At 48.4% G+C, this 26,958-nt stretch carries 17 protein-coding genes; 10 read left to right on the top strand and 7 right to left on the bottom strand.

The genetic code is table 11. The features are described 5' to 3' along the window. Positions 1-129: 129 nt before the first annotated feature. From PSHG_RS22810 to PSHG_RS22820, 3 genes are all read right to left on the bottom strand, one after another. Positions 130-444, bottom strand: a complete 315-nt coding sequence (locus PSHG_RS22810) for a DMT family transporter (protein ID WP_010278253.1) — start codon at positions 442-444, stop codon at positions 130-132. After that, positions 444-788 carry a DMT family transporter gene (locus PSHG_RS22815; RefSeq protein WP_010278255.1) on the bottom strand — a complete coding sequence of 115 codons (345 nt, stop codon included), beginning with the start codon at positions 786-788 and terminating at the stop codon, positions 444-446. The genes PSHG_RS22810 and PSHG_RS22815 overlap by 1 nt, the downstream gene beginning before the upstream one ends. 84 nt (positions 789-872) lie before the next feature. Next, positions 873-1,460: a TetR/AcrR family transcriptional regulator gene (locus tag PSHG_RS22820; RefSeq protein WP_010278257.1), complete on the bottom strand. Its 588-nt coding sequence runs from the start codon at positions 1,458-1,460 to the stop codon at positions 873-875. 315 nt (positions 1,461-1,775) lie between these two features. On the opposite strand from PSHG_RS22820, the gene PSHG_RS22825 reads away from it, so the two are divergent. Both PSHG_RS22825 and htpX read left to right on the top strand, forming a co-directional pair. Beyond that, entirely contained in the window at positions 1,776-2,420 is a 645-nt protein-coding gene (locus PSHG_RS22825; RefSeq protein WP_010278258.1) for an SDR family oxidoreductase, read from the top strand. Between the two features lie 410 nt (positions 2,421-2,830). After that, positions 2,831-3,712, top strand: coding sequence for a protease HtpX (gene htpX / locus PSHG_RS22830; protein ID WP_010278260.1), 882 nt, complete (start codon positions 2,831-2,833; stop codon positions 3,710-3,712). Between the two features lie 269 nt (positions 3,713-3,981). Here htpX and PSHG_RS22835 read toward each other — a convergent pair whose 3' ends face one another. Beyond that, positions 3,982-5,220: a cytochrome P450 gene (locus PSHG_RS22835; protein ID WP_010278261.1), complete on the bottom strand. Its 1,239-nt coding sequence runs from the start codon at positions 5,218-5,220 to the stop codon at positions 3,982-3,984. Positions 5,221-5,407: 187 nt separating this feature from the next. Between PSHG_RS22835 and PSHG_RS22840 the strand changes: the two genes are divergently transcribed. The 6 genes from PSHG_RS22840 to PSHG_RS22865 all read left to right on the top strand — a co-directional run bounded on the left by PSHG_RS22840 (position 5,408) and on the right by PSHG_RS22865 (position 17,525). Next, complete coding sequence (locus tag PSHG_RS22840) at positions 5,408-6,457, top strand: agmatine deiminase family protein (protein WP_010278265.1); 1,050 nt, start codon at positions 5,408-5,410, stop codon at positions 6,455-6,457. A 137-nt stretch (positions 6,458-6,594) separates the two neighbouring features. Then, positions 6,595-7,473, top strand: a complete 879-nt coding sequence (aguB, locus tag PSHG_RS22845; protein WP_010278268.1) for an N-carbamoylputrescine amidase — start codon at positions 6,595-6,597, stop codon at positions 7,471-7,473. A 1,851-nt stretch (positions 7,474-9,324) separates the two neighbouring features. Then, positions 9,325-11,076, top strand: a complete 1,752-nt coding sequence (locus tag PSHG_RS22850) for an ABC transporter ATP-binding protein (protein WP_010278271.1) — start codon at positions 9,325-9,327, stop codon at positions 11,074-11,076. Between the two features lie 20 nt (positions 11,077-11,096). After that, positions 11,097-13,112: an ABC transporter ATP-binding protein gene (locus PSHG_RS22855; RefSeq protein WP_010278274.1), complete on the top strand. Its 2,016-nt coding sequence runs from the start codon at positions 11,097-11,099 to the stop codon at positions 13,110-13,112. Positions 13,113-13,978: 866 nt separating this feature from the next. Beyond that, positions 13,979-15,721 (top strand): ABC transporter ATP-binding protein, encoded by a 1,743-nt coding sequence (locus PSHG_RS22860; protein ID WP_010278277.1) that lies wholly within the window; start codon positions 13,979-13,981, stop codon positions 15,719-15,721. Further along, positions 15,702-17,525 (top strand): ABC transporter ATP-binding protein, encoded by a 1,824-nt coding sequence (locus PSHG_RS22865; RefSeq protein ID WP_010278279.1) that lies wholly within the window; start codon positions 15,702-15,704, stop codon positions 17,523-17,525. The genes PSHG_RS22860 and PSHG_RS22865 overlap by 20 nt, the downstream gene beginning before the upstream one ends. Before the next feature lie 245 nt (positions 17,526-17,770). On the opposite strand, the gene PSHG_RS22870 is transcribed toward PSHG_RS22865, so the two are convergent. Both PSHG_RS22870 and PSHG_RS22875 read right to left on the bottom strand, forming a co-directional pair. Continuing rightward, positions 17,771-19,648, bottom strand: a complete 1,878-nt coding sequence (locus PSHG_RS22870; protein WP_010278282.1) for an LTA synthase family protein — start codon at positions 19,646-19,648, stop codon at positions 17,771-17,773. Between the two features lie 251 nt (positions 19,649-19,899). After that, positions 19,900-20,682: an ABC transporter ATP-binding protein gene (locus tag PSHG_RS22875; protein WP_010278284.1), complete on the bottom strand. Its 783-nt coding sequence runs from the start codon at positions 20,680-20,682 to the stop codon at positions 19,900-19,902. Between the two features lie 521 nt (positions 20,683-21,203). Between PSHG_RS22875 and pdaA the strand changes: the two genes are divergently transcribed. Both pdaA and PSHG_RS22885 read left to right on the top strand, forming a co-directional pair. Beyond that, a complete protein-coding gene (gene pdaA, locus PSHG_RS22880; RefSeq protein WP_026021569.1) occupies positions 21,204-21,977 on the top strand; it encodes a delta-lactam-biosynthetic de-N-acetylase in 774 nt (257 codons plus the stop codon). A 1,135-nt stretch (positions 21,978-23,112) separates the two neighbouring features. Next, entirely contained in the window at positions 23,113-24,441 is a 1,329-nt protein-coding gene (locus PSHG_RS22885; RefSeq protein ID WP_010278289.1) for a DEAD/DEAH box helicase, read from the top strand. A 537-nt stretch (positions 24,442-24,978) separates the two neighbouring features. Here PSHG_RS22885 and PSHG_RS22895 read toward each other — a convergent pair. Further along, on the bottom strand, positions 24,979-26,532 hold the full coding sequence (locus PSHG_RS22895) for an FAD-dependent oxidoreductase (RefSeq protein WP_010278295.1): 1,554 nt from the start codon (positions 26,530-26,532) through the stop codon (positions 24,979-24,981). Between the last annotated feature and the right edge of the window lie 426 nt (positions 26,533-26,958).

Genomic DNA, 26,958 nt, shown 5'->3' on the forward strand with positions numbered 1-26,958 from the left:
ATGTTTTCGTTAATATCGCGGACAAATGAACAGATCTTTCTTCCTGAATAACCTCTTTATAGTATAACGAATAGATGGGACGAAACCAAACGGGCGGCTTAGGACGGAGACGATCAAGATTAGGGTAAGCTAAGCGATCCATTTTAAGCCGATGGCCGCAACCAGAACCATTGCTATAAATACAATTCTCCGCCAATCCTTCGATTCTCCGTATACAAACATCCCTAAGAGAGCGCCGCCCGCTGCTCCAATGCCAGTCCAGACCGCATAAGCGATTCCCATGGGGAGAGTTTCCATTGCTAGCGTTAGAGCCGCGAAGCTTGCACCAAAGCCCCCCAGCATAAAAACAAGCGACTGCCAGTTGCGATCCCGATGAAGCTTGTTAATCATGGCAACGCCTATCATTTCGCATAAACCGGCAATAATCAGAAAAAACCAGGCCATCACGATTTCACTCCCTTCACCGGAGCAGCAGACTTCTCTTTGGTAACCAGCTTGAGACCCATCACACCGGTCAGTAGAAGAAGGATAAGCAGCATTTTGACTAAATGGAAGGGTTCGTTAAAGAAAATCATCTCGGAAAGTACGGTACCGGCTGTTCCAAGCCCTACAAATACTGCATAGACCGTGCCGACCGGCAGGCGGGCGGATACCCTGATCATTACATAAAAGCTGACGATAATAGCTATAACTGTTCCAGCCCATTCCCAAACGTTTTCAGCGTGCTTCAGCCCAATCACCCACATGACCTCAAAGCACGCGGCGATGATTAGCCATATCCAGTTCATTTTCCCCACTCCTCGCATTTCTTTATTTATTTTGTATCGTTAGGTTTCTCTCTTTTTCGATTTGTCAATACACGGGTACTCGGATCAGGCCGTTAATCCTCCCCAGTAAATCGGCCAGCACGCTTCCAGCCGGCGTTCAAAGCGGGCGGGACCTCCATAGAGACGCTCTACCAGCAGGCCATCGAGAAGACAAGCAAAGGCAACAGCCGCATGTCGTTCATCATTCACGGCAATTTCGCCGCGCTGCATGGCTGAGGCAAAATGAGGCACAAGCAGTTCTTCGACATGGTCCAGATAAGCGTACACAGGATCGTGCAGCAGATGAACCAGTGCTGCAGGTGGGAACAGCATGAAGCGGAATAAAAATTTGGCATGATCACTGTGCTCATAGCGCTTGTTGTACTGCTCCAGCAGCCCTTTCAACCGGGCCTGCAAAGACAAGGATTGCTGTCCATCCAAATAACTGTTGAGAAATCGGGTTTCATGCTCGATGACGTGTTCAACGACTTGTAAGAAAAGATCATCCTTGCTTTTGAAATGGGCGTAGATGGAAGGAGTCTTGATCCCTACCTGTTCGGCAATGGCGGATAAAGCGGTGCCTTCATAGCCATGCTCGGCAAAATGGCAAAGAGCGCATTCAACAATGCGGTCTGCGGTCATCATTTCCGTCATGCTAAGCCTCCTCAAATTATCTTAAATGTGATACGGCGTCATACTGTAATAATCATGTTTCGATAATAATCATATTCCGCTTGCCTAACTAACATTAGTTTGGGTGCCAAATTATTTTTTCACATATAAGGAAACCTGTCAATAGGAATGGTGAGGGGTAGAAGGAGTGTATAGGTTCTTTGTAGAAAGGGTTAGCAGTAATAGATCTAGGGTAATTTAATTTATGTGCTTCGAGTATTGGTGTCTGGTGTCTGGCCTCACATATTAACGAACAACGAATGTTCGTATTATTAGCCAATAGGGGGAAATTCAACTATGAAGGTGCTTGTTGTTGGAGCAAACGGAAAAATTGGCCGCCAGCTTGTGAAGCTGCTGGCAGAAGAAAAGCATCACCAGGTGAGAGCGATGGTGCGTAAGGAAGAGCAGATGGAGAAGATGAAGCAGCTAGGGGCGGAGCCTGTGCTGGCGGATTTGTCAGGCCGTGTACAGGACATTGCCGAAGCGGCCCGAGGGTGTGATGCAGTTGTGTTTACTGCTGGCTCCGGCGGCCACACCGGTGCCGATCAGACGATTCTCATTGATCTGGACGGTGCGGTCAAAACGGTGGAGGCAACGAAGCTTGCCGGTATCGACCGTTTTGTGATGGTCAGTGCGATCGGTGCCAATAAGAGGGAGAAGTGGAGCGATAAAATCAAGCATTATCATGCTGCCAAGTACTATGCGGACGAGGCGCTGAAGGCAAGCGGTCTGAATTATACGATAGTGAGGCCAGGTGCGCTGTTGGATAGTGAGGGAAGCGGTAAAATCAGTGCCGCAGAGGAGCTGGACCGGGGATCAATCCCTCGGGCCGATGTGGCTCAAGTGCTCGCGGTTGTCTTGGACGAGCCGAACACATACCGTCGTTCATTCGACCTTGTTTCAGGGGATACGGCTATCACCGATGCTTTAAAATATCTTTAACCGTCTTGTGCAAACAAGCCCGGACATATAAAAAGAAGCCGGGTTTGTTTAGTGTGCCTCGGGTGTCTTATTGTCTTTGCCTTTTTGGCAAGACTTGGCTTATAATAATTGTGCCGGATTATTAAGGTTATAAGCATCCTTGATGATTGGCTTATAGAGGGAGAAGGCGGAGCTCAAGCCTGTCCCTCCAGCCAAATGGGCATAGCAGTAACCAGCATCAGCTTTGTTCAAATAATGTTCACATATTCACTAGAAAAGCCGCTTTAAAAAATAAACAGGCATATTAAAAACAAGACCTGATTATGATAAAATATACTTATAAATCCTCTAAAAAAACTTGTCTGTATATTTGGTCACATCTGTTTTTTCATGGGGGCAATTCTACTAATTTTTATGGAAGGAGATTTCGGATGGGAAAACGAATTTTACTGTTTATTCTGACTAATATTCTCGTTATTGTAACCATTGGGATTATCTTTACAATTCTGCCTATCGGTTCGTATATTACCGAATCAGGCAATATTGATTTTGCTGCTTTATTGGTATTTAGTGCTGTTATCGGTTTTACAGGCGCATTTATTTCCTTGGCAATGTCCCGCTGGATGGCTAAGAAAATGATGAATGTGCAGGTGCTAGACCCGCAGGGGCCTCTTAACGAGCATGAGCGTGAGCTTGTTGATATGGTACACCGCTTGTCCCGCAGCGCCGGCCTGACTCATATGCCTGAGGTGGGAATATACCATGCGGAAGAAGTTAACGCGTTTGCAACAGGACCGTCGAAGAAGCGCTCCTTGGTTGCAGTGTCCACTGGTTTGCTGCAGGAGATGGACCGCGATGCGGTTGAAGGCGTAATTGCCCATGAGGTTGCTCATGTAGCTAACGGCGACATGGTTACGATGACTTTGCTTCAAGGAGTGGTCAACACCTTTGTCGTCTTCCTGTCCCGGATCGCTGCCTGGATTGCATCGCGTTTTGTCAAGGAAGAACTGGCACCGATCGTTCACTTTATTGCAGTCATTGTATTCCAGATTGCTTTCTCTATTCTCGGAAGCCTTGTCGTCTTCGCCTACTCCAGACATCGCGAGTACCATGCCGATAACGGAGGAGCGCATCTTGCCGGCAGAGATAAGATGATCCATGCCCTGCAATCGCTGAAGGCTTACACAGACCGGATTAAGAACGAAAAGGATTCCTCTCTGGCAACTCTGAAAATTAGCGGCCAGAAGAAAAGCTCTTTGTTCTCTACTCATCCTGCCCTGGATGATCGTATCCAACGCTTACAGCAAGGTTAAGCAATGCCTTGCTCGTGAAGTTTAGGCTTCCGTTGAAACAGAAGTACAATTGAACTAAAGTAATAAACCATCAGCAGCGTAAGATTTGGTCGCTCTGATGGTTTTTCTTTGTTTGTTTTGAAGTTTCCGGGAGGGGGCCGGCACCTTACGCATTTACGGGATGTTCAAACCTTAAAAATTACGGCCCTGTCTCACCCGACAAAGCTTACCTGTCTTTCTTTGGCTATCCTGTCGGGCTGCCTGGTTTCGTCCCAATGTTCTTTAGAAAGTTATGAGGATAGCCTGACGTTTAGAGACTGCAGTGAACGGAACACAACCAGTGGATGCCATTCAGGCTTGGCATCCGTTAATGACAGCCCGGGGAAGCGCTGCAGCAAAGCATGGATGGCCACCTGGCCTTCGGCTCTGGCCAAAGCGGCTCCCAGACAATAATGGATGCCCGCAGCGAAAGCGAGATGCGGGTTGCGCTTCCGGGCAATGTCGAACCTCTCCGGCTGCTCGAATATTTCAGGATCCCGATTGGCGCCGCCAAGGGAGGTGAGAACTTCCTGACCGCGCAGAAGCGTTTTGCCGCCGATGGTTAGATCTTCGCTGCATAACCGGGAGGTCATCTGGACCGGGCTTTCAAATCTTAATATTTCTTCCACTGCTCCCGGCAGCAGCTCCGGCTTTTGCTTAAGGAGAGCAAGCTGATCCGGATGGGTTAGCAGCAGATGAACACCGTTGGCGATCAAATTAACGGTTGTCTCATGACCGGCAACCAGCAGCAGTACGCATGAAGCAATAATCTCTTCCTGCGTCAGCTTTTGCCCGTCTTCTTCAGCTCGAATCAAGGTGCTGATCAAATCGTCTTGCGGCTGTTTTCTTCTGCGGGCAATAATAGCTTCAAGATATTCCGTAATCTCTAGCGCAACTTTACTGCCTTCGACCAAGAGCTCCCTGGTGGAAGTATAATCGATGAGCCTGGCTAGAATATTCGACCAATCCTTGAACTTTTGTCTATCCTGTCGCGGCACTCCGAGCATTTCCGCTATCACAATGACGGGGAGCGGAAAAGCGTAACCGGCAATTAATTCGATATGCTTATGGCCTTCCATATCGTCCAGCAGATCTTTGGCAATACTTTGGATTCTGGGTACCAGGTGATCAATCATTCGAGGAGTAAAGGCCTTGCTGACCAGACTGCGCAGGCGGGTATGATCGGGAGGGTCACGAAACAGCATAAATAAATTCAACAGCTCCACCGCAGGCCGAATGTCTTCCTCGACTGGTGGCGGTGTGTCCTGGCGTTTAATTTTTTTGACAAAGCGGGCATCTTTAAGGACGAAGGAAACATCCTCGTAGCGGGTTAAGAGCCAGGAATTCGTATTGGGTACAGCATGCACTGGATCTTGCTGTCTCAAGGCACGGTACACAGCATGAGGGTCCTCAAAAAAGGCCGGATCGTTTGGTTGAAAAAGAAGCTCTTTCGTCGGATCTTGATCGGGCTGTTGGCTGGCATTAGTCATCGCACACTCACCTCTCTAGGCTTCTTCAATGGATGTAATTATATTAGCAGAAAGCGAAGATGACAAACAACTTAAGCGACATGGGTAATGGTATAAAATCGGAATTGAGTGAACAGAAAGTTTAGTATATGATGTGGGAGACAGGCGCAAGCCTTGCAAAATTTTTGAACAGAGAGCAGGATGCATGATGAAGCCAAAATCATTACACTATCGAATGCCTGCGGAGTGGACAGAGCACGAACGGACCTTAATCTCCTGGCCGATTCAGGACTCCATGTGTTACCCGGAGGATTACCATACCGTATGTGAGGGCTATGCGCAGCTTATTAAAGCGATAGCCGAGTTCGAGCCTGTCACTGTACTAGTGAATGAGGAAGATGATCAGCAGGTGAAGGAACGCTTTGGCGGCACCAATCATGAGGTTGAGGTGCTTAAGATTGCCCATAACGATGCCTGGCTGCGTGATAACGGGCCGACCTACCTGCTTAATGAACAAGGCGAAAGAGCAGGTATCAACTGGAAGTTTAACGCTTGGGGCGGCAAATATACCCCCTGGGACTTAGATGACGAGGTGGCGGTCAAAGTCCTTGAAACAAGACGGGAACAACGGTTCGACGCTCCCCTGGTTATGGAAGGCGGCTCGATTCACGTTGATGGTGAGGGCACTTTATTGACAACAGAGGAATGCTTGCTGAATCCGAACCGTAACCCGGCGATGAGCCGCGAGCAAATCGAGGATGTGCTGCGCAGCTATCTGGATATAGAACAAATTATTTGGCTGCCTCGCGGATTAAGCGGTGATGAGACCGATGGACATGTGGATAATGTAGCTTGTTTTGCAGCACCGGGTAAAGTTCTTCTTCAGGTGTGTCATGACCCTGAGGATGAGAACTATGGCATCACTCAAGAGCATTTAAGTGTTCTGAAAGCTGCAAAAGATGCGAAAGGCCGGACACTGGACATTATTGAAATAGAGCAGCCTCCTAAAGTAGAAATGAATGGCAAGCGCTTGACCCTCAGCTATTTGAATTTTTATTTTGTCAACGGCGGGATTATTCTCCCGGTTTTTGGCGGCAGTGCAGCGGAGACGGACAAGAAAGCGGAGCAAATTCTTTCCGAGACGTTCCCGGACAGGCGGATTCGTACGATAGATGGCATGGCAATCATTAAAGAAGGCGGCAATGTGCACTGCACCACACAGCAAGTACCGGCCGTACGCTCAACAAGCAAGGGATGAACGGTAGGGGCAGGGCTAATTAGGATCAGCCCGGGTTAAAGGGGAGCCTTTTCAAAAAAAGAATCCTAAGTTTAAAACTTACTAACCACCCCCACCAAACCAACCAAGCCAACCATAACAAAAGAGGAGGGAATTCCGTGAGAAAAGTAAAAGTTGCAGCAACGCAAATGAGCTGTTCAACCAACGTCGAGGAAAATATTGAAAAAGCAGAAAAACTGGTCAGGGATGCCGCAGCCCAAGGGGCGCAAATTATTCTCCTGCAGGAGCTGTTTGAAACCCCGTATTTTTGTCAGAAAGAAAAGGCGGACTATTATGTGTATGCGACGGAACTGGAGCATAATAAGGCCGTGAACCATTTCAAGCAGATAGCCAAAGAATTAAACGTGGTGCTCCCTATCAGCTTCTATGAGAAAAAGAACAACGCCCGCTATAATTCCCTTGCCGTAATTGACGCGGACGGCGAGGTATTAGGACGCTACCGCAAAAGTCACATTCCAGACGGGCCTGGCTATGAAGAGAAGTTTTATTTCAACCCTGGCGATACGGGTTTTCAGGTGTGGAATACCCGGTATGGCAAAATAGGAGTGGGCATTTGCTGGGATCAATGGTATCCAGAGGCAGCCAGATGCATGGCGTTGATGGGGGCGGAGCTGTTGTTCTATCCGACTGCAATCGGTTCGGAGCCGCAGGACAGCTCCATTGATTCCAAGGATCACTGGCAGATGTGTATGCTTGGACACGCAGCGGCCAATCTGGTTCCGGTCATTGCCTCCAACCGGATAGGCAGGGAGGATGATGAAGATTCCAGCATTACCTTCTACGGCTCGTCCTTTATTGCCGGACCTCAGGGCAACAAGCTGAAGGAGGCAGGGCGGACGGAGGAAGCGGTGCTCGTAGAGGAGTTTGACCTCGATCAACTGGAGATCCAAAGAATCGAGTGGGGTATCTTCCGGGATCGCCGCCCGGATCTTTACAAGGCAATTGCCACCTATGACGGGGATTTAACCATCAAATAACGCGCATTTAACTATCAAAGAGGAGAAAAGATGGTTATCCATATTCTTCTCTTCCTCTTTTTACTTTTTGTTAATTCCCAAAGTGTAGTGAACGGTAGTTAAATCTTCTGAGGGCTGGTCCCTGCGGAAGAACTAAGGAAAGGGGCTGTCCATAAAAGTCAGTGTAAACTGACTGATGGACGGCCCCATTTCATTTCCGATTGCGCAGCGGAGTCAATTGTATGCGGTTTTTTGCATAAAATTCGCATCCGGGCCCCACTCGGCGGCAAACGTATACGGTTTTTCTGTGAAAATAAAACTCCCCGCATGATGAACATCTCGGGTAATCGTACCTCAATCCCATAACTTGCTGCGAAGTTTCGTCTGAAACGCTGGCTGCAGGACCTTAATAGCTCATAGCTCTTGCATTTTGTACGATTTGTCATACAAATCTTCAATCCCCGGTATTTGTACGATTTGTCATACAAATCTTGGGTAATTGCCCTTTAATCCCCGGTATTTGTACGACGTTTCATACAAATCTCGGGTAATCGCCCTTCAACCCCATGCATTTGTACGACACTTCGTACAAAATGCAGGAAACAAGCCCGCGCAGCCCACTAACCCCGCGTACCCCGCCAACCTTGGTTATTTTCATGCCGGAGTTGTGCCTTAGAATTCAATGGCATGACTGTTTTCGCATACATTTCGTATCGGGTCCGCTGCCTCGGGCCCGCTGTTTGGGGGTTGCTTATTTTAACTATCGGACTGCAACCTATCGAACTGCAACGGCCACTTTTCGGACAGTCCCTTTCTCTGTATGACTTTGGTATGCACTGCTTTGTTAGCGGCTGCTTTCTGCTAGCTCCCGCAATAATCTCAAGGGGCTGCCGGATTAATAGCGAATAACGACTGGAAGAGCGGACAGAAGACAGTTTGCAGTTTGTAGGGGCAGGTTGCAGCACGAACAGGGCGGGCTGTAGTTCGTACGGGATGGACCGTAGCGTGCGTGCTCGCAGTAGCCAGTGCGGAACCCGCAGCAGCTCGTGAGGGCTCGCGCAGCATATGCGGAATCCGCCGCCGCCGAGCGGGCTCTCACAGCATGAACGAGGCAATACCGGGGCACAGCAAAGCACCACACAACACAGATAAAAAAATGCAGAAATACCATTTCCAAACTGTAAAATTGTGATAAAATAAAAGGAACGCATGTTTGGTTTCGATAAGCTGCTTGACTCTGTAGTTTAACATGACCGGTTAGCAGCAAGCAGTCTGTGGGAAACAATGATTGTAAATAAAATGCTCCGTTGACATCTTTCCGGAGGCGGTGCTAAAGTGGCAAATAGATTTCACAATACGATAACGAATTAAAGTAGGCGAGGGAAGGGGACACCGTCTCATGCCAGTACATCTAGATCGGCTTTTTAACCAAATTGAAAAGATGTGGCTTTTCATATCAATGATTATCCTTCGCGACCGCTGTGATATTGGAATCAGCTAAGTTGAACAAACAGCGTATGGTTGCGTCATTGGGATCATACGCTTTTATCGTAGCCTGCTCTTGAGAGAAGGCTGAGTTTGATTTTGCATGACTCAAGAAGCGTATCTGGCGAGCAGAATACGCTTCTCTTTTTTTTGAACAGCTTTTCTTTGAAGTGTATCGTAGCGTTATAATTGATGGTCTATGTAGTGTTTTTTCTTGTTTTCTATTGGATCGGTTTATAGATTGAAGCGTGTGAGCGTTCTAACGGGTTCGGCAGCAGCTGGAGCCCGCCAATAATCGAACGGACTGCTAATGGAGCGGACTTTTAATGGAGCAGAACTGCTAATCGGGCGAGGTGCTATAGGATAGATAGAGGAAGGAGTGATCCCATGCTGGTCGTATTAAAGAAACTAAACTGGTTCTTCAAAATGGAGTGGAAGCGGTATACTCTGGCCATTGTACTGCTTGCGATTGCTGGAGTAATGGATATTATTCCGCCGTATCTCATAGGTTATGCCATTGATGGCATTCATCAAGGATTGATGAGCACACCGGAATTTCAACGGGTCATGGTGCTTTGGGTTTCGGTAACCGTTGTCGGTTATATCATGACCTATGTCTGGCATTATCAGCTGTTTGGAGGAGCGTTTGTGCTGGAAAGGCTGCTGCGTTCGCGGCTGATGAGGCATTTTTTGCGGATGAAGCCGAGCTTCTATGAGCGAAATCGGACAGGGGATCTTATGGCGCGGGCAACCAATGATTTGCGTGCAGTTTCCATGACGGCCGGTTTTGGGATTTTGACCTTGATTGATTCCACCTTGTTTATGGTGACTATACTGATCGCAATGATCGCGCTGATCAGTTGGAAATTAACCTTGGCGGCCTTGCTGCCGTTACCGCTCATGGCGCTTATTATGCAATATTTCGGAAAGAAAATTCATGAGCGTTTTATGGATGCCCAAAACTCCTTCGGTGAGTTGAACGATCAGGTGCTGGAATCAGTCTCCGGGGTTCGTGTTATCCGCGCTTTTGTTCAGGAGGAAGCCAGTCAGCGCCAATTTGGCGACAAGACTCAGGAAGTATTCAGCAAAAATATTCTGGTGGCCAAAATCGATGCGCTGTTTGAGCCGACGATGAAGATCCTTGTTGGACTCAGTTATTTAATCGGTCTTTGTTACGGCGGATACCTTGTCTTCCGCAGTGAGATCACGCTCGGCGAGCTGGTATCGTTTAACGTCTTCCTCGGAATGCTGATTTGGCCGATGTTTGCCATCGGAGAGCTAATCAACATTATGCAGCGGGGCAATGCTTCGCTTGACAGGGTGAACGAAACACTCGGCAACCGCCCGGATGTAGTGGAAGCGGAGGAGCCGGCAGCTGTAGCGAAGCCGGCAATGCTGGAATTTCGACAAGTGACCTTCCGTTATCCGAGTGTAAAATCGTCCAATCAGCTGGAGGACATCTCGTTCACGCTCCATCAAGGACAGACGCTGGGTGTTGTCGGCCGCACGGGAAGCGGCAAAACGACATTGCTTAAACAGCTGCTGCGAGAGTATCCGCTTGGCGAGGGCAGCATCACGATATCCGGCGTGCCCATTGATCAGATAGCTATGAATCATCTGCTCGGCTGGATTGGCTATGTGCCGCAGCAGCCGCTGCTGTTTTCCCGTACGATACGGGAGAATATCCTGTTCGGGCTCAAGCAGGAAGGCAGCGATGCTGACCTGCAGCGGGCCTTGCGCCGGGCCTCCTTTGCCAAGGATATTGAGTATTTACCGGATGGACTGGAAACCCTCATCGGTGAGAAGGGAGTCGCTTTGTCCGGGGGCCAGAAGCAGCGGGTCAGTATAGCTCGGGCTTTAATTGCTGACCCTGACATCCTCCTTCTTGACGATGCTTTATCTGCGGTTGATGCTAGAACTGAAGCAGAAATTATCGAAGGCATCCGCGAGGAAAGAGCAGGCAAGACCACGATTATTACGACGCACCGATTATCTGCCGTTCAGCACGCTGATTGGATTCTCGTACTAGAAGCTGGGCGGATTGTGGAACAAGGCACCCATGAGCAGCTGCTTGCCCAAAACGGGTGGTACAAACAACAATATGACCGGCAGCAGCTGGAGGCCATTATTGAATCATAATTATGGAGGTGACAGCCTGAATGGGAACAACCGGCAAACGATTATTTCGCTATGCCTGGCTGTACAAAAAGCCAATTCTGCTTGCGCTCGTCATGCTGATCCTGGCTGTCAGTGCCGAACTGGCCGGACCGCTCTTAGCGAAGCGAATGATCGACCAGAATATTCTTGGCATAGAAAATCGCTGGTATGCGGTGCAGCAAGATGACCGTTACGCAGTAGAATACAACAATAACCTCTATAAAAGAGAAGACCGTCTGAAAGAAGGGGAGGCCGCGGGTGAGGAAGTACGAATTTTACAAGTGGGGCGCCAGTTTTATTGGCTGAATCAGCCTTTATTGTTTGATGGACAACGCGCGGTAGAGAACGGACGATTGACCGTCATCAACGGGGAACAGCAGCAGATGTACGATGTTACCCCCCTGAGTCCTGAGGAATTATTCGCTTTCTACCGCCCGGAATTCCGGGGGATGATTACCCTGGCTCTCTCTTATTTTGGCTTGCTGTTAATCGCCGCAGGCTTCACCTACGGACAAAGGCTGCTGCTGCAAACGTCCGCCAACCGGATTGTCCAGCGCTTGAGGAATGACGTCTTCGCGCATACTCAGCGTCTGCCTGTCCGCTATTATGACAATCTCGCGGCGGGACAGGTAGTCTCGCGGATAACAAACGATACCGAGGCGATTCGCGAGCTGTACGTTTCGGTTCTGGCCAATTTCTTCAGCGGAATCATTTATATGGCGGCTATTTACGGGGCTTTGTTCCTGCTGGACGCACAGCTCGCATTGCTGGCGCTGCCTTTGGTACCGATTCTGATCATCTGGATTATCCTGTATCGCCGGTTTGCCGCGAGGTACAATCAGGTCATTCGCGCCAAGCTTAGTGAAATCAATGGAATGATCAACGAGTCGATCCAAGGAATGCCGATTATCCAGGCGTTTCGCAGGGAAAAGGAAACAACCAAAGAGTTCGAACAATTAAATGAGCAATATTTTTCGTATAGTAACAAGCTATTGAATCTCAATTCGATCACCTCGCATAATTTATTGAACGTGCTGCGTAATCTATTGTTTTTGGTGGTTATATGGATGTTTTGGGGTGATTGGCTGAAAACGCTCGTTTCGGTTGGTGTATTGTACGCTTTTGTGGATTATATGAACCGCATGTTCCAGCCGATGGTGGGGATCGTTAACCAGCTGTCTAATCTGGAAACGGCACGTGTTTCTGCGGAAAGAGTGTTTAAGCTGATGGATGAGCCTGGAGTTCCTGTTACGGAGGGAACTATGCCGCGGTATCGGGGCGAGGTTGTATTTGATGACGTAACGTTTGCCTATAAAAAGGGGGAGGATGTGCTTAAAAACATTTCGTTTCATGCCAGCCAAGGAGAAACGATCGCCCTTGTAGGCCATACCGGCTCTGGAAAAAGCTCGATACTCAATCTGCTATTTCGTTTTTATGATGTGGAGCGGGGAACTATTACAATCGATGGTCAGAATCTCATGGATATTCCGGTCCAGCATTTGCGTCAGCACATGGGTATAGTACTGCAAGACCCATTCTTGTTTACCGGAACGATTGCTTCGAATGTTAGCCTGAACCACCCGGATATTTCACGGGAAAAGGTTATTCAGGCGCTCAAGGATGTTGGGGCTTATGAAATGTTTCAAAGCTTGCCGCATGGCATCGATGAGCCGGTCATTGAGAAAGGAAGCACGCTTTCCGCCGGTCAGCGCCAATTAATCTCTTTTGCCCGTGCGCTTGCCTTTGACCCCGCTATTCTAATTCTGGATGAAGCGACTGCGAGCATTGATACGGAGACAGAAACGATTATTCAGCGGGCACTCGATGTGCTTAAACAAGGGAGAACCACCTTTGTCATCGCCCACCGGTTGTCCACGATCCGCAACGCAGACCAGATCCTCGTCCTTGATCATGGGCGAATTGTGGAACGGGGGAATCATGATGAGCTGATGAAAATCGGAGGTAAATATTATGCGATGTATCAGCTGCAGCAGCAGGGAGCGGCTGTAAGTGCCTGAGATGAGCAAGGAAAATAACAATAAGCGACAACTACAGCTGTTTTTCGGAATATACGAAATTTAATATGAGCATTTTGCATAATTCCGCTTTTGACCCAAAGACAGTCTAATACCGCTTAACTCTTTAGGAGCGGGTACAGTTAAAAAAATGGGCAGACCTGCAGAATTTTTGCCCGTGCTAATGCATTTTTACTAGATCTTCAAAGGAAAATAAACTTTCTTGGAGAACTTACAAGGTGACTTCTTCCAGTCTTGGGGTTTTTGGTTTTGATCACCGAAAAACTTCGCCAAGTTGGGGTGAAGTCCCTTTTTTATGTTTGACAATCCTTGTCTATCAATGGCTCAAGTTAATGCAAAATGCTCAAAATTAAAATTCGCGAAAGGCCGTATCAAGCAGGGATGGCTTTTCGCTTTTTATTAAGCAACACCAAATGATGCTAAGTATTTCTTAGTATTACTTAATACTACTAAGTTAATGAAGCTGCCGCAAATTCTTGTGTTTCAATAGTTTTGAGCTGGAAGGCAAGCAGAATTCGACACGCAGGAGACGCGGCCATCACCAGTGTCTATCTATTAACGAGCCGGGGATATTTGTCGAAAAGGAGTGTGCCCGGGCGATTCCTCGATCAGGTTTGCAAGGGCGCAAAATTAAAACTCGCGGTGCATGACTACGCCTGGCCTAGCCAGATTACCTCACGGTAAAACATTTTCCTAACAAGATTAGGGAGCAAATGTTTTTTTATGATACTATAGGTTATAGAATATTTAATTTCTTAAATGAATCAAATATGTTGACCGGAAGGTAAGCGTTTACTCACCAAGAGTGGAGGCTTGCTATTCCCCTCATCGGAGTTGGAGGATGGTTCATGCTGCAAGTGTTTTCCTATCTCAAGCCTTACCGCAAGCCTATGATCATTGCCATTTCCCTGATGCTGATGGAGCTGGCTGTTGAGCTGATACACCCTTTGCTCATCGCCAAAATCATCGATGACGGAATCATTCAACAGGATATGTCGGTGGTCTGGTATTGGGGCGGGATCATGCTATTGTTGACACTGCTTGGTTTTGCTGCCGGAATTATTAACTCTTTCTATGCTGCGACAGTCAGTCAAGGCTTCGCCTATGACATACGGGAGTCGATGTTCGGCAGAATTCAATCGTTTTCCTTTGCCAACTTTGACCGTTTTGCCACATCCTCGTTAATCACGAGAATCACCAGCGACGTCACCCAGATGCAGAATGTGGTATTTATGGGGCTGCGTATTATGCTGAGAGCCCCCTTGATGCTTATGGGCGGTCTGATTATGGCTATGGTCATAAACGTGAAGCTGGGCTTGATATTGCTTGTGACGATGCCCTTTCTATTCGGATTTCTAGTATGGGTCATGAATAGGGGGTTCAAGCTGTTTCGCGCGGTACAGGCGAGGCTGGACCGGACTAATGGAGTGCTTCGTGAAAACCTGATGGGGATGCGCCTAATCAAGGCGTTTGTCCGCAGTAAGCATGAGATGGGCAGGTTCTCCAAGGCCAACGGTGAACTGCGTGACAAAACCATTGCCGCTTTGCGCCTGATTGAGCTGGCCATCCCGATTCTTCTGCTTGTGATGAATTTCAGTATTTTGTTTATTCTTTGGTTCGGTAACAATCAGGTAAATGCCGCCAATGCGGATATTGGCCAGATTGTAGCGGTCGTTAATTATGCTACCCGGATTACGGGCGCGTTTACCGCCCTTTCTTTCATCCTGGCGAGCATTTCCCGGGCTAGAGCCTCTGCCCAGCGGGTTGGTGAAGTGCTTGCTACCGAGGAGGATATGGTTGAGAAGAGGGAGGACAGCAGCAGAAAAAACCATGACGAAGGGGAAATTGTGTTTGACAATGTGACCTTCCAATATCCCCGTTCCCAATCTCCGGCGATAGATGCCGTCTCTTTCCGGGTAAGAAGCGGGCAAACAGTAGCGATACTAGGCGCCACTGGCTCCGGGAAGTCTACACTGTTTCAGCTAATCCCAAGGCTGTATGATCCGCAGGAAGGCCGGATATTGATTAACGGCACAGACGTGCGCGAATTGACATATGCCACTCTGCGCAGACAGATCGGCTACGTCCCTCAGGAATCGCTATTGTTCACCGGTACGGTCCAGGATAACATTCGATGGGGCAAAGAAGGGGCGAGTGCGGAGGAAGTTAGAGAAGCTGCGGCCAATGCCCAGATCCATGAGACGATTATGAAGCTGCCTAAACAGTATGAAACGCTAATTGGGCAAAAAGGTGTTAATCTATCCGGCGGACAGAAGCAGCGGATGTCAATTGCCAGGGCGCTGATCCGCAAGCCGCGCTTTCTGTTGTTCGACGACAGTACGAGCGCCCTTGATTTGGCTACTGAGGCGAAGCTGTTACAGGCCTTAAAGAAGTATGATTGCACGACATTGATTATCACGCAAAAGATCAGTACCGCCATTGAGGCAGATACCGTTCTGCTTATGGAAGACGGACGCCTGCTGGCTCAAGGCACCCATGACGAACTGCTGGCCAGCTCCAGCCTTTACCGCCAAATTGTAGAATCCCAGTTTGGGAAGGAGGGGACTAGCGATGCAAAGACAGCCAGGTAGAATGGGACCTCCCGGAGGAAACCGCCACATGCCGCCAAGCAAACCGCCATCCGTTAAAAACTGGGGAAAGACGCTGGCAGGAATCTGGTCTTACTTGTCTAATTATAAGGGGCTGCTTGCCCTTATCCTGCTTATGGTGCTGCTCAGCTCCGGTCTAGGCCTGCTTGGTCCCTATTTGGTAGGCGTATCGGTGGATCGTTTCATTGGAACGACGGAATACTCGGGTTTAATTATGCTTATAGTTTTGCTGGGTTTAGTATACTTAGGCCACTCTGCCTCAACTTGGCTGCAAAACTTCTGGATGATCGGTATCGCTCAGCGTACGATTTACCAGATGAGGACCGATCTGTTCCGGCATTTGCAGCGGCTGCCCCTATCATTTTTCAACAAAAGGCAGCATGGCGAGATCATGAGCCGTTTGACCAATGATATTGAGAATGTCAGCCAAACTTTAAACAGTTCGTTTATTCAGCTGTTTTCCAGTGTGCTTACTTTTGTCGGAATGATCACGATAATGATTCTGCTCAGCCCGCTCCTTACGCTGATCACACTGACGATCGTACCTCTTATGTTCTTGGGAATGAAATGGATCACATCCAGAACGAGCAAATATTTTAAAGAACAGCAGCGCAATCTTGGGGAAATGAATGGTTTTGTGGAGGAGACGTTCTCTGGACAAAGAGTGATCAAGAGCTACTCTCAGGAAGCTAAGGTTGTTGAGGAATTTAAGGAAAGAAATGCGCGCCTTAAGCAATCCGGTTATTGGGCGCAGGTGTACTCGGGCTTCATCCCCAAGCTTATGAATACCCTTAACAACTTCAGCTTCACAATGATTGCTGCGGCAGGGGGATTACTGGCCATTAACGATTTGATAACAGTGGGGGTTATTGTAACGTTTGCTGAATATGCCAGACAATTTACCCGCCCGCTTAACGATTTAGCTAACCAGTTCAACACGTTTTTATCCGCAGTGGCAGGGGCGGAGCGAGTGTTTGAAGTGATGGAGGAGCCGGAGGAGGAGCTGGATGAAAGGGAAGCCAAGGAGATGCCGGCGATACGTGGAGAAATTGAATTTTCTCAAGTTTCCTTTTCCTACACGAAAGAAGGACAGCAAATTTCTGAGCTGAGCTTTCATGTAAAGCCTGGGGAAATGGTTGCCCTGGTTGGTGCCACTGGCGCCGGCAAATCCACGGTAATCCAGCTGCTGTCTCGCTTCTACGAGATCGACAGTGGCCGGATTCTCATAGACGGCCATAACATCCAGCAGATTAAGAGACAAAGCTTGCGCAGCCAGATGGGATTTGTGCTTCAGGATTCATTCTTGTTCCAAGGAAGCATTCGTGAAAATATCCGGTATGGCAGGCTCGATGCTACAGATGAAGAAATTGAGCAGGCAGCCCGTCTGGCCAACGCCCATTCCTTTATTATGAAGCTGCCCCAACAATATGAGACTTTACTGGATCAGGACGGAAGCGGGATCAGTCAAGGGCAAAAGCAGCTGCTGTCGATTGCCCGGGCAATATTAGCTGATCCGGCAATCCTTATATTGGATGAAGCGACCAGCAGCATCGATACGATAACGGAGTTGAAAATTCAAGAGGCGCTTGGCAGGCTTATGAAAGACAGAACGAGTATCGTAATTGCCCATCGCCTGAATACGATTCAAAAAGCCGATCAGATTCTGGTGTTGGAGGACGGCCGTTTATTAGAAAAAGGGAACCACGAAGAGCTGATCCGGCAAAAAGGTTTTTATTATGGCCTGTACCATAGTCAATTCAAGAGCGAGGCTGCTGCCCAAGCTTAGCCGGAACGCTGCCAAAGCTGTCCGCGGCGCTTAATTACAAGCCGCTAGAACTGGCGCTTGGCTCAGCCGCCAAAGTTCATTATGCTTTGATTTCCCTCGAGGAAATTGAGATAAGGAACTGGGCCATATCCACAAAAAAAGCCCTTATAGTTATTCATCGGCCTGAACATTAGGCAAAGACACCGATGATTCTATAAGGGCTGTTTTATCATGCTTTTAATATCCTAAACGATTAGGAATGATAGTTATTCCTCATCCGCTGCCGGGGCTCGGTCGGGAAGCTGGTTGACATAGCTGTCTGACATCTTCAACAGTTCTAAGGCACGTTCATATTGTTCCTTACTGACGACAGCTTCTTCAAGATCCGTTTCCGTCAAGGGATAGTTGGTTCCATCCTCAAACCCAGCGCCGGGCATAAACAAGGCTTCGTCGCTTGTAATGAAAGAGCCTGTAGGCAAATAATAGCGTTGGGGCAGCAGATTAGGGGATTCGTTAAGCAAATCCTGCCCGAAATAAATATGGTCCTCGAGGGATATGCCCATCAGGTTGGCAATCGTCGGCAGCAGGTCCACCTGTCCCCCGATCTGTTCAAAGACTCTAGGGTGGGTAAGCCCATCGGAAACGATAACTAACGGAATATTAATCATATCGGAATAGCTGTACTCTCTCCCTAAAATTTCCTCCATTAGCTCCTGATCATTCCGATCAAGAGAATAAACCGGCAGGCCAAGGTGATCGCCATACAGCATAATCAGACTTTTATCCCAAATGCCGCTCTCCTTCAATTCGTTGATAAACAACCCAAGAGCATAATCAGCATAATTCTGGGATCGGATATAATCACCAACAAATGTTCCTTCGTACCTTTCAGGAAGTGTCATTTGATACTTCTCTTCCGGAATCGTATAAGGATGATGGGCCGTCATTGAAATAACATGGGCGTAAAAAGGAAGTCCTAAACGATCATAGGTTTTCAATTCTTCCGCGGTTTTCTTATAAAGAACCTCATCCGATGCACCGAAAAATATGCTATCCTCTTCGCCAAAAAATTCCTTATCGTAATATCTATCAAAGCCCAAGGCTTCATACAGTTCACCACGGTTCCAGAATTCCACTACGTTAGTGTGAAAGGTTGAAGTAAAGTAGCCTTGTTCCTTCATAAGCTTCGGAAGGCTGGGCAGCTCCTTGCCGGCATACATCTGGGAGGCTGCGCCACGCGGTGGAATATAAAAGGACGTATTGACGACGAATTCCGCATCCGAAGTGTTCCCCTGCCCAACTTGCTGGTAGAAATTAGGGATGTAAAAATGGTCTTCTACCAAACGGTTCAGGTTCGGGGTGATTTCCTGGCCATCTATTTCCAAGCCCACCAAAAAGTCTTGAAAGGATTCCAGCTGAATGAGAATCAGCGGCTTCCCTTCCGCTGCTCCCCAAAACTCCGGCGAAGCTTCCGGCTCGTGACCTTTGATCGTCTGAATAGCCTCCTGGGTAATTTCATTAGGATCAAGCCATTCCTGTTTCTCGGATGACAGGATGGTAAAAGCCTCGTAGTTTAAAATTCCCATTTGCTCGGCTTTAACGATTTCATTCATGCTGGCCCGGTTTGGCCAAATGTTAAGGATACAAGCTACAATACAGAAAGCGAGCACAGGGATAACAAAACTCCGTTTAGGCCTCTTGAATTCAAACATGGATTTCAGAACATGGTTGTTTTTTCTCCACAAAAAAAAGAATAACACGATAATATCTGTAAAAATAAATAAAAAGTAAGGGTCCATCAGGGAGAGGACGCTTTGATTAACCGCCGTAACCTGGTTCACCTGCTGCAATGCATGATAGGTGACAATTACACCGTAATATTTGTAATACATAATCACTGCGAAAAAGATCGCAGTCAACAACAAGTTAATCGTCACATACCAAGCCAGCTTTCTTTTCTTGGCGAAACATTCCACCAGGCAAAACAGCATCCAGATGAAGGGGACTTCAGTAAGCAGAGGACCCCACGGCCATACTTCTTTAAATACGACCAGCCACGCCAGATAGCTTTTTACCAAAAGAATGAATGAAAAGATAAAGAATGGGGTGCGGCTAAACTCCCGATAAGGGGTTTCAACAGACACGTGAATCGCTTCCTTTCCAGAACTATATAGGACAGCAAGGAACCGTCCCAAAAAGGGAGATAGTCGAGTATATAGTAAACCAAAACAAATCTTTCATAACAACCAGTGTACAAAATTTTATGGTGAATTCCAAGCTATCGGTAAAAACAGGAAGAAAGGCCCAAAATTAAACAGACTGCTTCACGGGGTGTGAAGCAGTCTGTTTGTTGAATATGGGAAATGCAATACAAACAGATATATCATTCTATGCGCTATGCCAGATCAAAGGGAAGGCACAGGGGCACACCGCTGCGGGGATCGGGCACAATATCCGCTTCTATGCCGAAAACATCCCTTAGAACACCAGGGGTCATGACTTCCGCCGGAGTGCCGCTTTGTACTACTTTTCCTTTCTTGATAGCAATCATATGGTCGGCGTAACGCGAAGCGTGGTTTAAATCATGAACAACCATCACAATCGTGCGCTGTTCTTGCTCGTTCAATTTATCCAGCAGCATTAAAATCTCAAGCTGATGGGCCATATCGAGGAATGTGGTAGGCTCATCAAGAAATAGAATATCGGTCCCTTGAGCAAGCGCCATAGCGATCCAGGCTCTTTGCCTCTGGCCGCCGGATAGCTGATCGATAGGCCGATTATGAAAAGGCTCCATACCGGTAATTTGGATCGCCCATTCCACCATCTGTTTATCTTCCTTAGTAAGTGTGCCGAACCCTTTTTGATGGGGAAACCGTCCGTATGTAACAAGCTCGCTAACGGTAAGCCCTTCGGGAGCGGTAGGATTTTGCGGCAAAATGGCCAGCTGCCGGGCAACCTCCTTAGTCGATTGCTGATGTATCGACTTGCCATCGAGGAGAACATTGCCGCTTCCCGGCTTCATGATTCTTGCCATCGTTTTAAGAATTGTTGATTTGCCAGATCCGTTGGCGCCTACAAGTGCGGTTACTTGACCTGACGGGATCTCGACATTTAAGTCCTGAACAATAGGAATATCTCCGTACCCGATGTCCAAATGACGAGTCATAAGCCTGTTCATGCCATAGCCACTCCTTAATGCGTAATGGTCTTTATAATTTCGGGCAGGCTGAGCCTGCATTTCAATCAGCTCACAAGTACAGTCATCAGCCTTCAGTCCACCCGGCTCGTAAGTCAATCGCAACTTCTTGTATGATAATGAGAATCGTTATCAACTATTTCATTATAATCGCTTTAGGACAGCTATTCAATAAGCTGCGGCAAGTTATTTTTTCGTTTGCGAAAAATTTCGAAAAGCAGTTAGAATAATCCGCCTTTTTAAGTTCAGCCTACTGCATTAGCTGCCGGGATATGCAAATTGCTCACTATATTTTTTATGCAGTGTCAGCCTATATAGGCATAAGTTTGCCAGGGCGGTGGAATATTACGAGCAGTACATGATTTAAGCAATTGCATCAGAGACCCGGGGTATTTTCCCCAACATGCAAGTATACGCTTTTAGTTATTCTTGATGAAGGCTGCAAACAAAATCGAATGTTACAAAATGCTTCTCGCTGAAAGAAAGGAGACCAAGACATGCGTATGAGAGGTGCGGCGATCTTTTGCTTGCTGCTGATTGTATGTTTAACGTGGATACCGGCTGCTGCTCAAGCGGCAGATGAGGTTTTTCATTTCGGCTTCAAGAAAAGCCGCGGAGGAGAACCGGCTTCTATTGATCAGGAAGGCTTCAAATCGATCATCGATAAGCATGAAGCCATTTTTATTCAGGACTCTTCCTCTAAGCAATTGTATTTAACTTTTGACAACGGTTATGAAAATGGTTATACGGCAAAAATTTTAGACGTCTTGAAGGAAAAGCAGGTGCCTGCGGTGTTTTTTGTCACCGGTCACTACGTCAAAGAAGAGCCGGAGCTCTTGAAACGAATGGTTGCGGAAGGCCATTTGATCGGGAACCATTCCTGGAGTCATCCCGACATGACCACATTAAGCGATGCCCAAATCAAAAATGAATTAGCGAAGGTGAAAGAAGAGGTTGCGCGTATTACCGGACAAGCGGATATGCATTTTTTGCGGCCGCCGAGAGGGATTTTTAACGAACATATGCTGGCTGTAAGCAAGCAGCTGGGCTATACGAATGTTTTCTGGTCAGTCGCTTACAAGGATTGGGATCCCAAGCAGCAAAAAGGCTGGAAGTACGCCTATGACAAGGTTATGAGCCAGCTGCATCCGGGTGCAGTCATCCTGCTTCACTCCGTCTCCAGCGATAATGCCGATGCGCTGGCACGAATCATAGATGACGCGCGCAGTCAGGGATACGAATTCGCAAGCCTGGATCCGCTGAAATCTCTTCCTTAGGATAGGGCTTAGTGCATTTTTTAGAAACTAAGTATTGTGTATCGCTTGTTCGTAGCAACGATTGTGTACCGATAGTTCATAGCACGTATTGTGTATCCATAGTCCATAGCACGTCTGTGTATCTATAGTTCATAGTATTATGTATCCATAGTTCATAGCAACATATTGTGTACCCATAGTTCATAGCTACTGGCTTGTTCATATTTGTGCAGCTCCCCTCAAGACATCGTCCTGAGGGGATCGTTATATCTCGTTGATTTATCCGGTTTAGATCAAGCTTTCCGCACAAGGTATGAAAACAGTCATGCAGTCATGCCATTGAATTCTAAGGCACAACTCCAGCATGAAAATAGCCACGGTGGCGGGCTTGGCTTGTTTCCTGCATTTTGTACGAAATGTCGTACAAATGCATGCGGTTGAAGGGCGAATACCGGAGATTTGTATGAAACGTCGTACAAATACCGGGGATTAAAGGGCGATTACCCAAGATTTGTATGACAAATCGTACAAATGCCTGGGATTGAAGGGCAATTGTTGAGATTTGTATGACAAATCGTACAAATGCAGGGTCTTAGGCTATTAAGAGCTCCAGCCAGTGTTTCATACGAAATATCGTACAAGTTATGTGATTGGGTGCGAGTACCCTGCATGCGATGTTGATCTTTGACTTCACATAATGGTGGTCAACCACAGAGTTTGAAGATAATGATGCAAAATGCTAAGTTAACAAATTTTGTTGCCGTAAACATGAGGGTCAAATTATGCGGAAAACTTAGCTAGCTAATTGCGTGTTACCATGACAAAGAAGAGCAAATTATGGGGAAACTAAGTTAACTAAGTGCGTTTCCGAAATATAGATCAAATTATTCATACTGAGGTAATAATCTGATAAGAAACAGACTGCACCCATGTTTGCCTATGGGTTGTGCTTAGAAAAGTGTATAATGGCGTAGGTCCCTTTATTAGCAGCAACGGTCATTTTGTTGATATAAGCCCTCCAAGCAAAGATGCAGAAATGTACAAAAACGACTAAAAATCGATTAAAATCCACGGATTTAAACAGAAATGAGGGGTAATGTTGTCAGGCTTTACTAAATTTGCATTGCGTCAATCTATAGTGGATGGGCTAAATCGAATGGGGATAGTCCAGCCTACGGAAATTCAAGAACGCTGTATTCCCCCCTTACTGCATGGTCACGATGTGATTGGCCGTGCACAGACCGGAACAGGAAAAACTTTGGCTTTTGTGCTCCCTATTTTGCAGAGGCTCCGTCCTGACCAAGGCGAGGTGCAGGCGCTGATTGTTGCTCCGACAAGAGAGCTGGCACTGCAGATTACCGCAGAAATAAAGAAAGTAACCGCTGATTCAGAGGATTGTCGTGTGCTTGCTGTCTACGGCGGACAAGATGTTGAAAAGCAGATGAGACAGCTTAAAAATCAAGTGCAGCTGGTCGTCGGCACTCCGGGAAGACTGCTTGATCACCTGAGGAGAGGCACATTGAATTTGGGACGGCTGTCAATGCTGGTACTGGATGAAGCGGATCAGATGCTGCATATCGGATTTCTGAATGAAGTCGAAGCTATTCTTGACGCGACCCCTTCCAGCCGCCAAACGATGCTGTTCTCAGCGACTATGCCTCAGCAGGTTCAACGCCTTGCGGAGCAGTATATGAATAATCCGCAAACAATACGTGTGCAAGAAAACCAGATTACGGTGCAGCAGACAAAGCAGATCGCTGTCGAAACGACAGATCGAGGCAAGCTGTCGGCTTTGACCCAGCTGCTGGACCGCTATCGGCCGTATTTGGCGGTGGTATTTTGCCGCACGAAGCGGCGGGCAAGCAAGCTGAATGAGCAGCTGCAGGAGGCCGGCTACGATTCGGACGAGCTCCATGGGGACTTGTCCCAGGCCAAGCGCGAGCAGGTCATGAAGCGGTTCCGTGAAGCTAAGCTGCAGGTGCTTGTGGCGACAGATGTGGCGGCTCGCGGACTGGACGTGGAGGGCGTAACTCACGTGTTCAACTATGACATGCCGCTTGATACCGAGAGCTATATCCACCGTGTAGGCCGAACCGGCAGAGCGGGTGGCGACGGGCTGGCGGTCACCCTGGTAACTCCTCGGGATAATGCGCAGCTAGCAAAGATTGAGGAAGGCATTCGCCGCCCGCTGAAACGACAAAGCATCGAGGGCGTCTCGATGGGCTCGCCCGATTCTCAGCGGAAGCGGCCCGGGAAAAGCCGTGGAGGCAAAGCCCCCGGCGGCCCGACTCGCGGCGGCAGAGCTAGCCGTACTGCGGCTCGGTCGGGCGCATCCCGCAGCGGCGCGGGCGAGACGGGCGTCCGCAGGGGCGCATCCCGCAGCGGCGCGGGCGAGGCGGGCCCCCGCAGGAGCGCATCCCGCAGCGGCACGGGTCCTCGCAAGGGGAGCAAAGGAGGCGGTCGCTCGGGCCGCGGGCGTCCGTAGCTTTTTCCGCTTCGTGGTGCGCTAACGCTCGCCCTCGCTCTTATGTGTGACAAAAAGGTCTGAAAACCGCGATCTGAAGCAAAATAAGGACGCTGGCAAGCGTTAGAATTTTAACCCCCCTGATTTTGTCCAAATAAGGACGCTGGCAAGCGTTAGAATTCGGACTAGGCTAGCGCCCAGAGCGCGTGCAGGCGACGATGCCGCCAGCAGCGCCCCGCGAGCGTGCAGGGACGTGTGCCGCCGGCAGCGTCCCGCGAGCGTGCAGCGTGCAGCGACGTGTGGCCCCGGCAGCGCCCGTGGTACAAGCAGCCAGCCGTGAACCCGGATGCAGCTTTGTGCAACCGCATCCAGCAACTGGTCAACTCCCATTCTTGCCCGCTCCTTTCAACTGCTGCTCGCAGCTAATTGACAGCCTGGGCATGAGCATTAGCGGATGACAAGCAACCCCAAAAAAAAGTCCGCCGTCCCTTCATCTTTTGTTGTAAGGGACGGCGGACTTTTTCTCTCGTGCGACAATAGGCTCTTTAGTTCAGCTGCTTAAGGGAAATTGGCAAAAGTTTTTAGCGGTTCGACGGCAGGACCCTCGAGTACAAGCCCATCGATATCGAAGCGTGAACCGTGGCAAGGGCAGTCCCAGGTCCGTTCAGATTGGTTCCAGTGCACCTCACATCCCATATGAGTGCAGGTCGTGTCTACGATGTGAAGCTTGCCCTGGGTATCTTTATAAACTCCCGCCCGCTGCCCCTTCCAGATGCAAACGGAGCCTTCATCGAGCCCCAGTTGTTCAGGGTCGGCTCCCTCGGAGTCGAATTTCCCCGAAATTAGCTGCTTGGCGACATCAGCGTTTTGTACGATCAGATTTTTAATGGAGGGATTCGCTTTAAACCGGGAGGGGTCAACGACTTCCGCATAAGGATCAGCCTGCCCAAGCACGAGCTTGTGCAATAAATGGGCGGCGGCAATGCTATTGGTCATTCCCCATTTTCTATACCCGGTAGCTACCCACAAATTCGGTGTATCCTCTGTCATTCTCCCTATGTATGGAGCCTTGTCCAGGGTGATGACGTCCTGCGTAGACCAGCGGTAAGCGACCTGCTCTACCTCGAATGCCTCATTCGCGAATGCTTCCAGAGCAGCATAGCGCTTCAGCGTGCCAGTGTCCTGTCCCGCTTTGTGGTTTTCCCCTCCAACAATGGCGAAAGATTCTCCCTTTATAGTAAGCGAGCGGAGTGAGCGGGTGGGCGATTCGGCATTGATATACATTCCGCCAGGGTAGGGCTGTTTGATCTTGGCGGCCACAGCATAAGAGCGTTCGGCGTATAGTCTGGCGAAGTAGAAGCCTTTTTCGTCAAAAACCGGAAAATGGGAGCACTGAATAACGTGCGTGGAGCGGACCGTATTTCCCGATTCGGTTCGAACCAGCCAATCGCCTTCTGCTTTATCGATTTGGAAAGCGCGGGTATGCTCATATACTTGCGTTTTATTGTCGGCTAATTCGGATACGAAGAAGCTCAAAAACGCCAGCGGGTGAAATTGCGCCTGATTCTCCATTTTCAGAGCATATTTAACCGGAAAGGGCAGCGGAGAGGATTCGGCTAAACGGCCTGGAATACCCAACTGCTCGTATGCCCTCATTTCTTTTTCCATCTGGGACAGCTTGTCCTCCGACTGGGTATACACATAAGCGTCCTGCTTCTGGAGTTGACAAGGAATTTGCTTGGCGTTAATGATTTGCTCTGCCCATTGCATAGCCCGAAGGTTAGCCTCGTAATAGAGTCGGGTTTGATCCAGCCCGAAAGTATCCAACAGGTCGGCGTATATAAGCCCGTGCTGTGCAGTCAGCTTAGCCGTGGTATTCCCCGTAGTACCATGGAACAGCCGGCTTCCTTCCAACAAGGTAACCTGAAAGCCTTCCTCGGCCAGCAAATAAGCAGTCAGGATTCCGGTGATTCCGCCGCCGATAACGGTTACATCAGTGGACAGATCTCTGTCCAGAGCAGGGAATTCCGTTTGTTTCGTAGAATCGAGCCAATAGGATCGGGAGTGATCCGGCAAGGGGGAGGCTCCCGAGTCTCGAGCTTGCTGTGACACAACATTCTACCTCCTTTTAAGTACAGGTTTGGGAAAATCGGGTTACTATATATTTCTTCTTGCTAGTATGGTCTGAAACGCAGCCAATCACACTTCCTGTGAAAAAAATGAGAATAAGGGAGCTATCTATCCTCGCGATTTAATGATACGCGGAACGATCATGCTGCTTATAAAAAAGACCTTAGCCCCTTAATAGAAGGGGTAAGGTCTTTAGATACATAGGGGTGCCCGCTGTTCTGCCCGCTGTTCTATCAGCGAGTTCTTCCAGCTCTCAATCCCGGTAAAAGCTGCCGGGGTTGCTGCAGGTAATGCTAAGCGGATTACTTGGAGCGCTTTCGTTATGCACCCGGTCGACGGCTGTAACTACATAAGTATACTCACTGTCTATGCTGACATCCGAGTCGATGAAGGTTAACGGTTCTTCGG

Source organism: Paenibacillus senegalensis JC66 (genome assembly GCF_000285515.1).
Taxonomy (GTDB): domain Bacteria; phylum Bacillota; class Bacilli; order Paenibacillales; family NBRC-103111; genus Paenibacillus_L; species Paenibacillus_L senegalensis.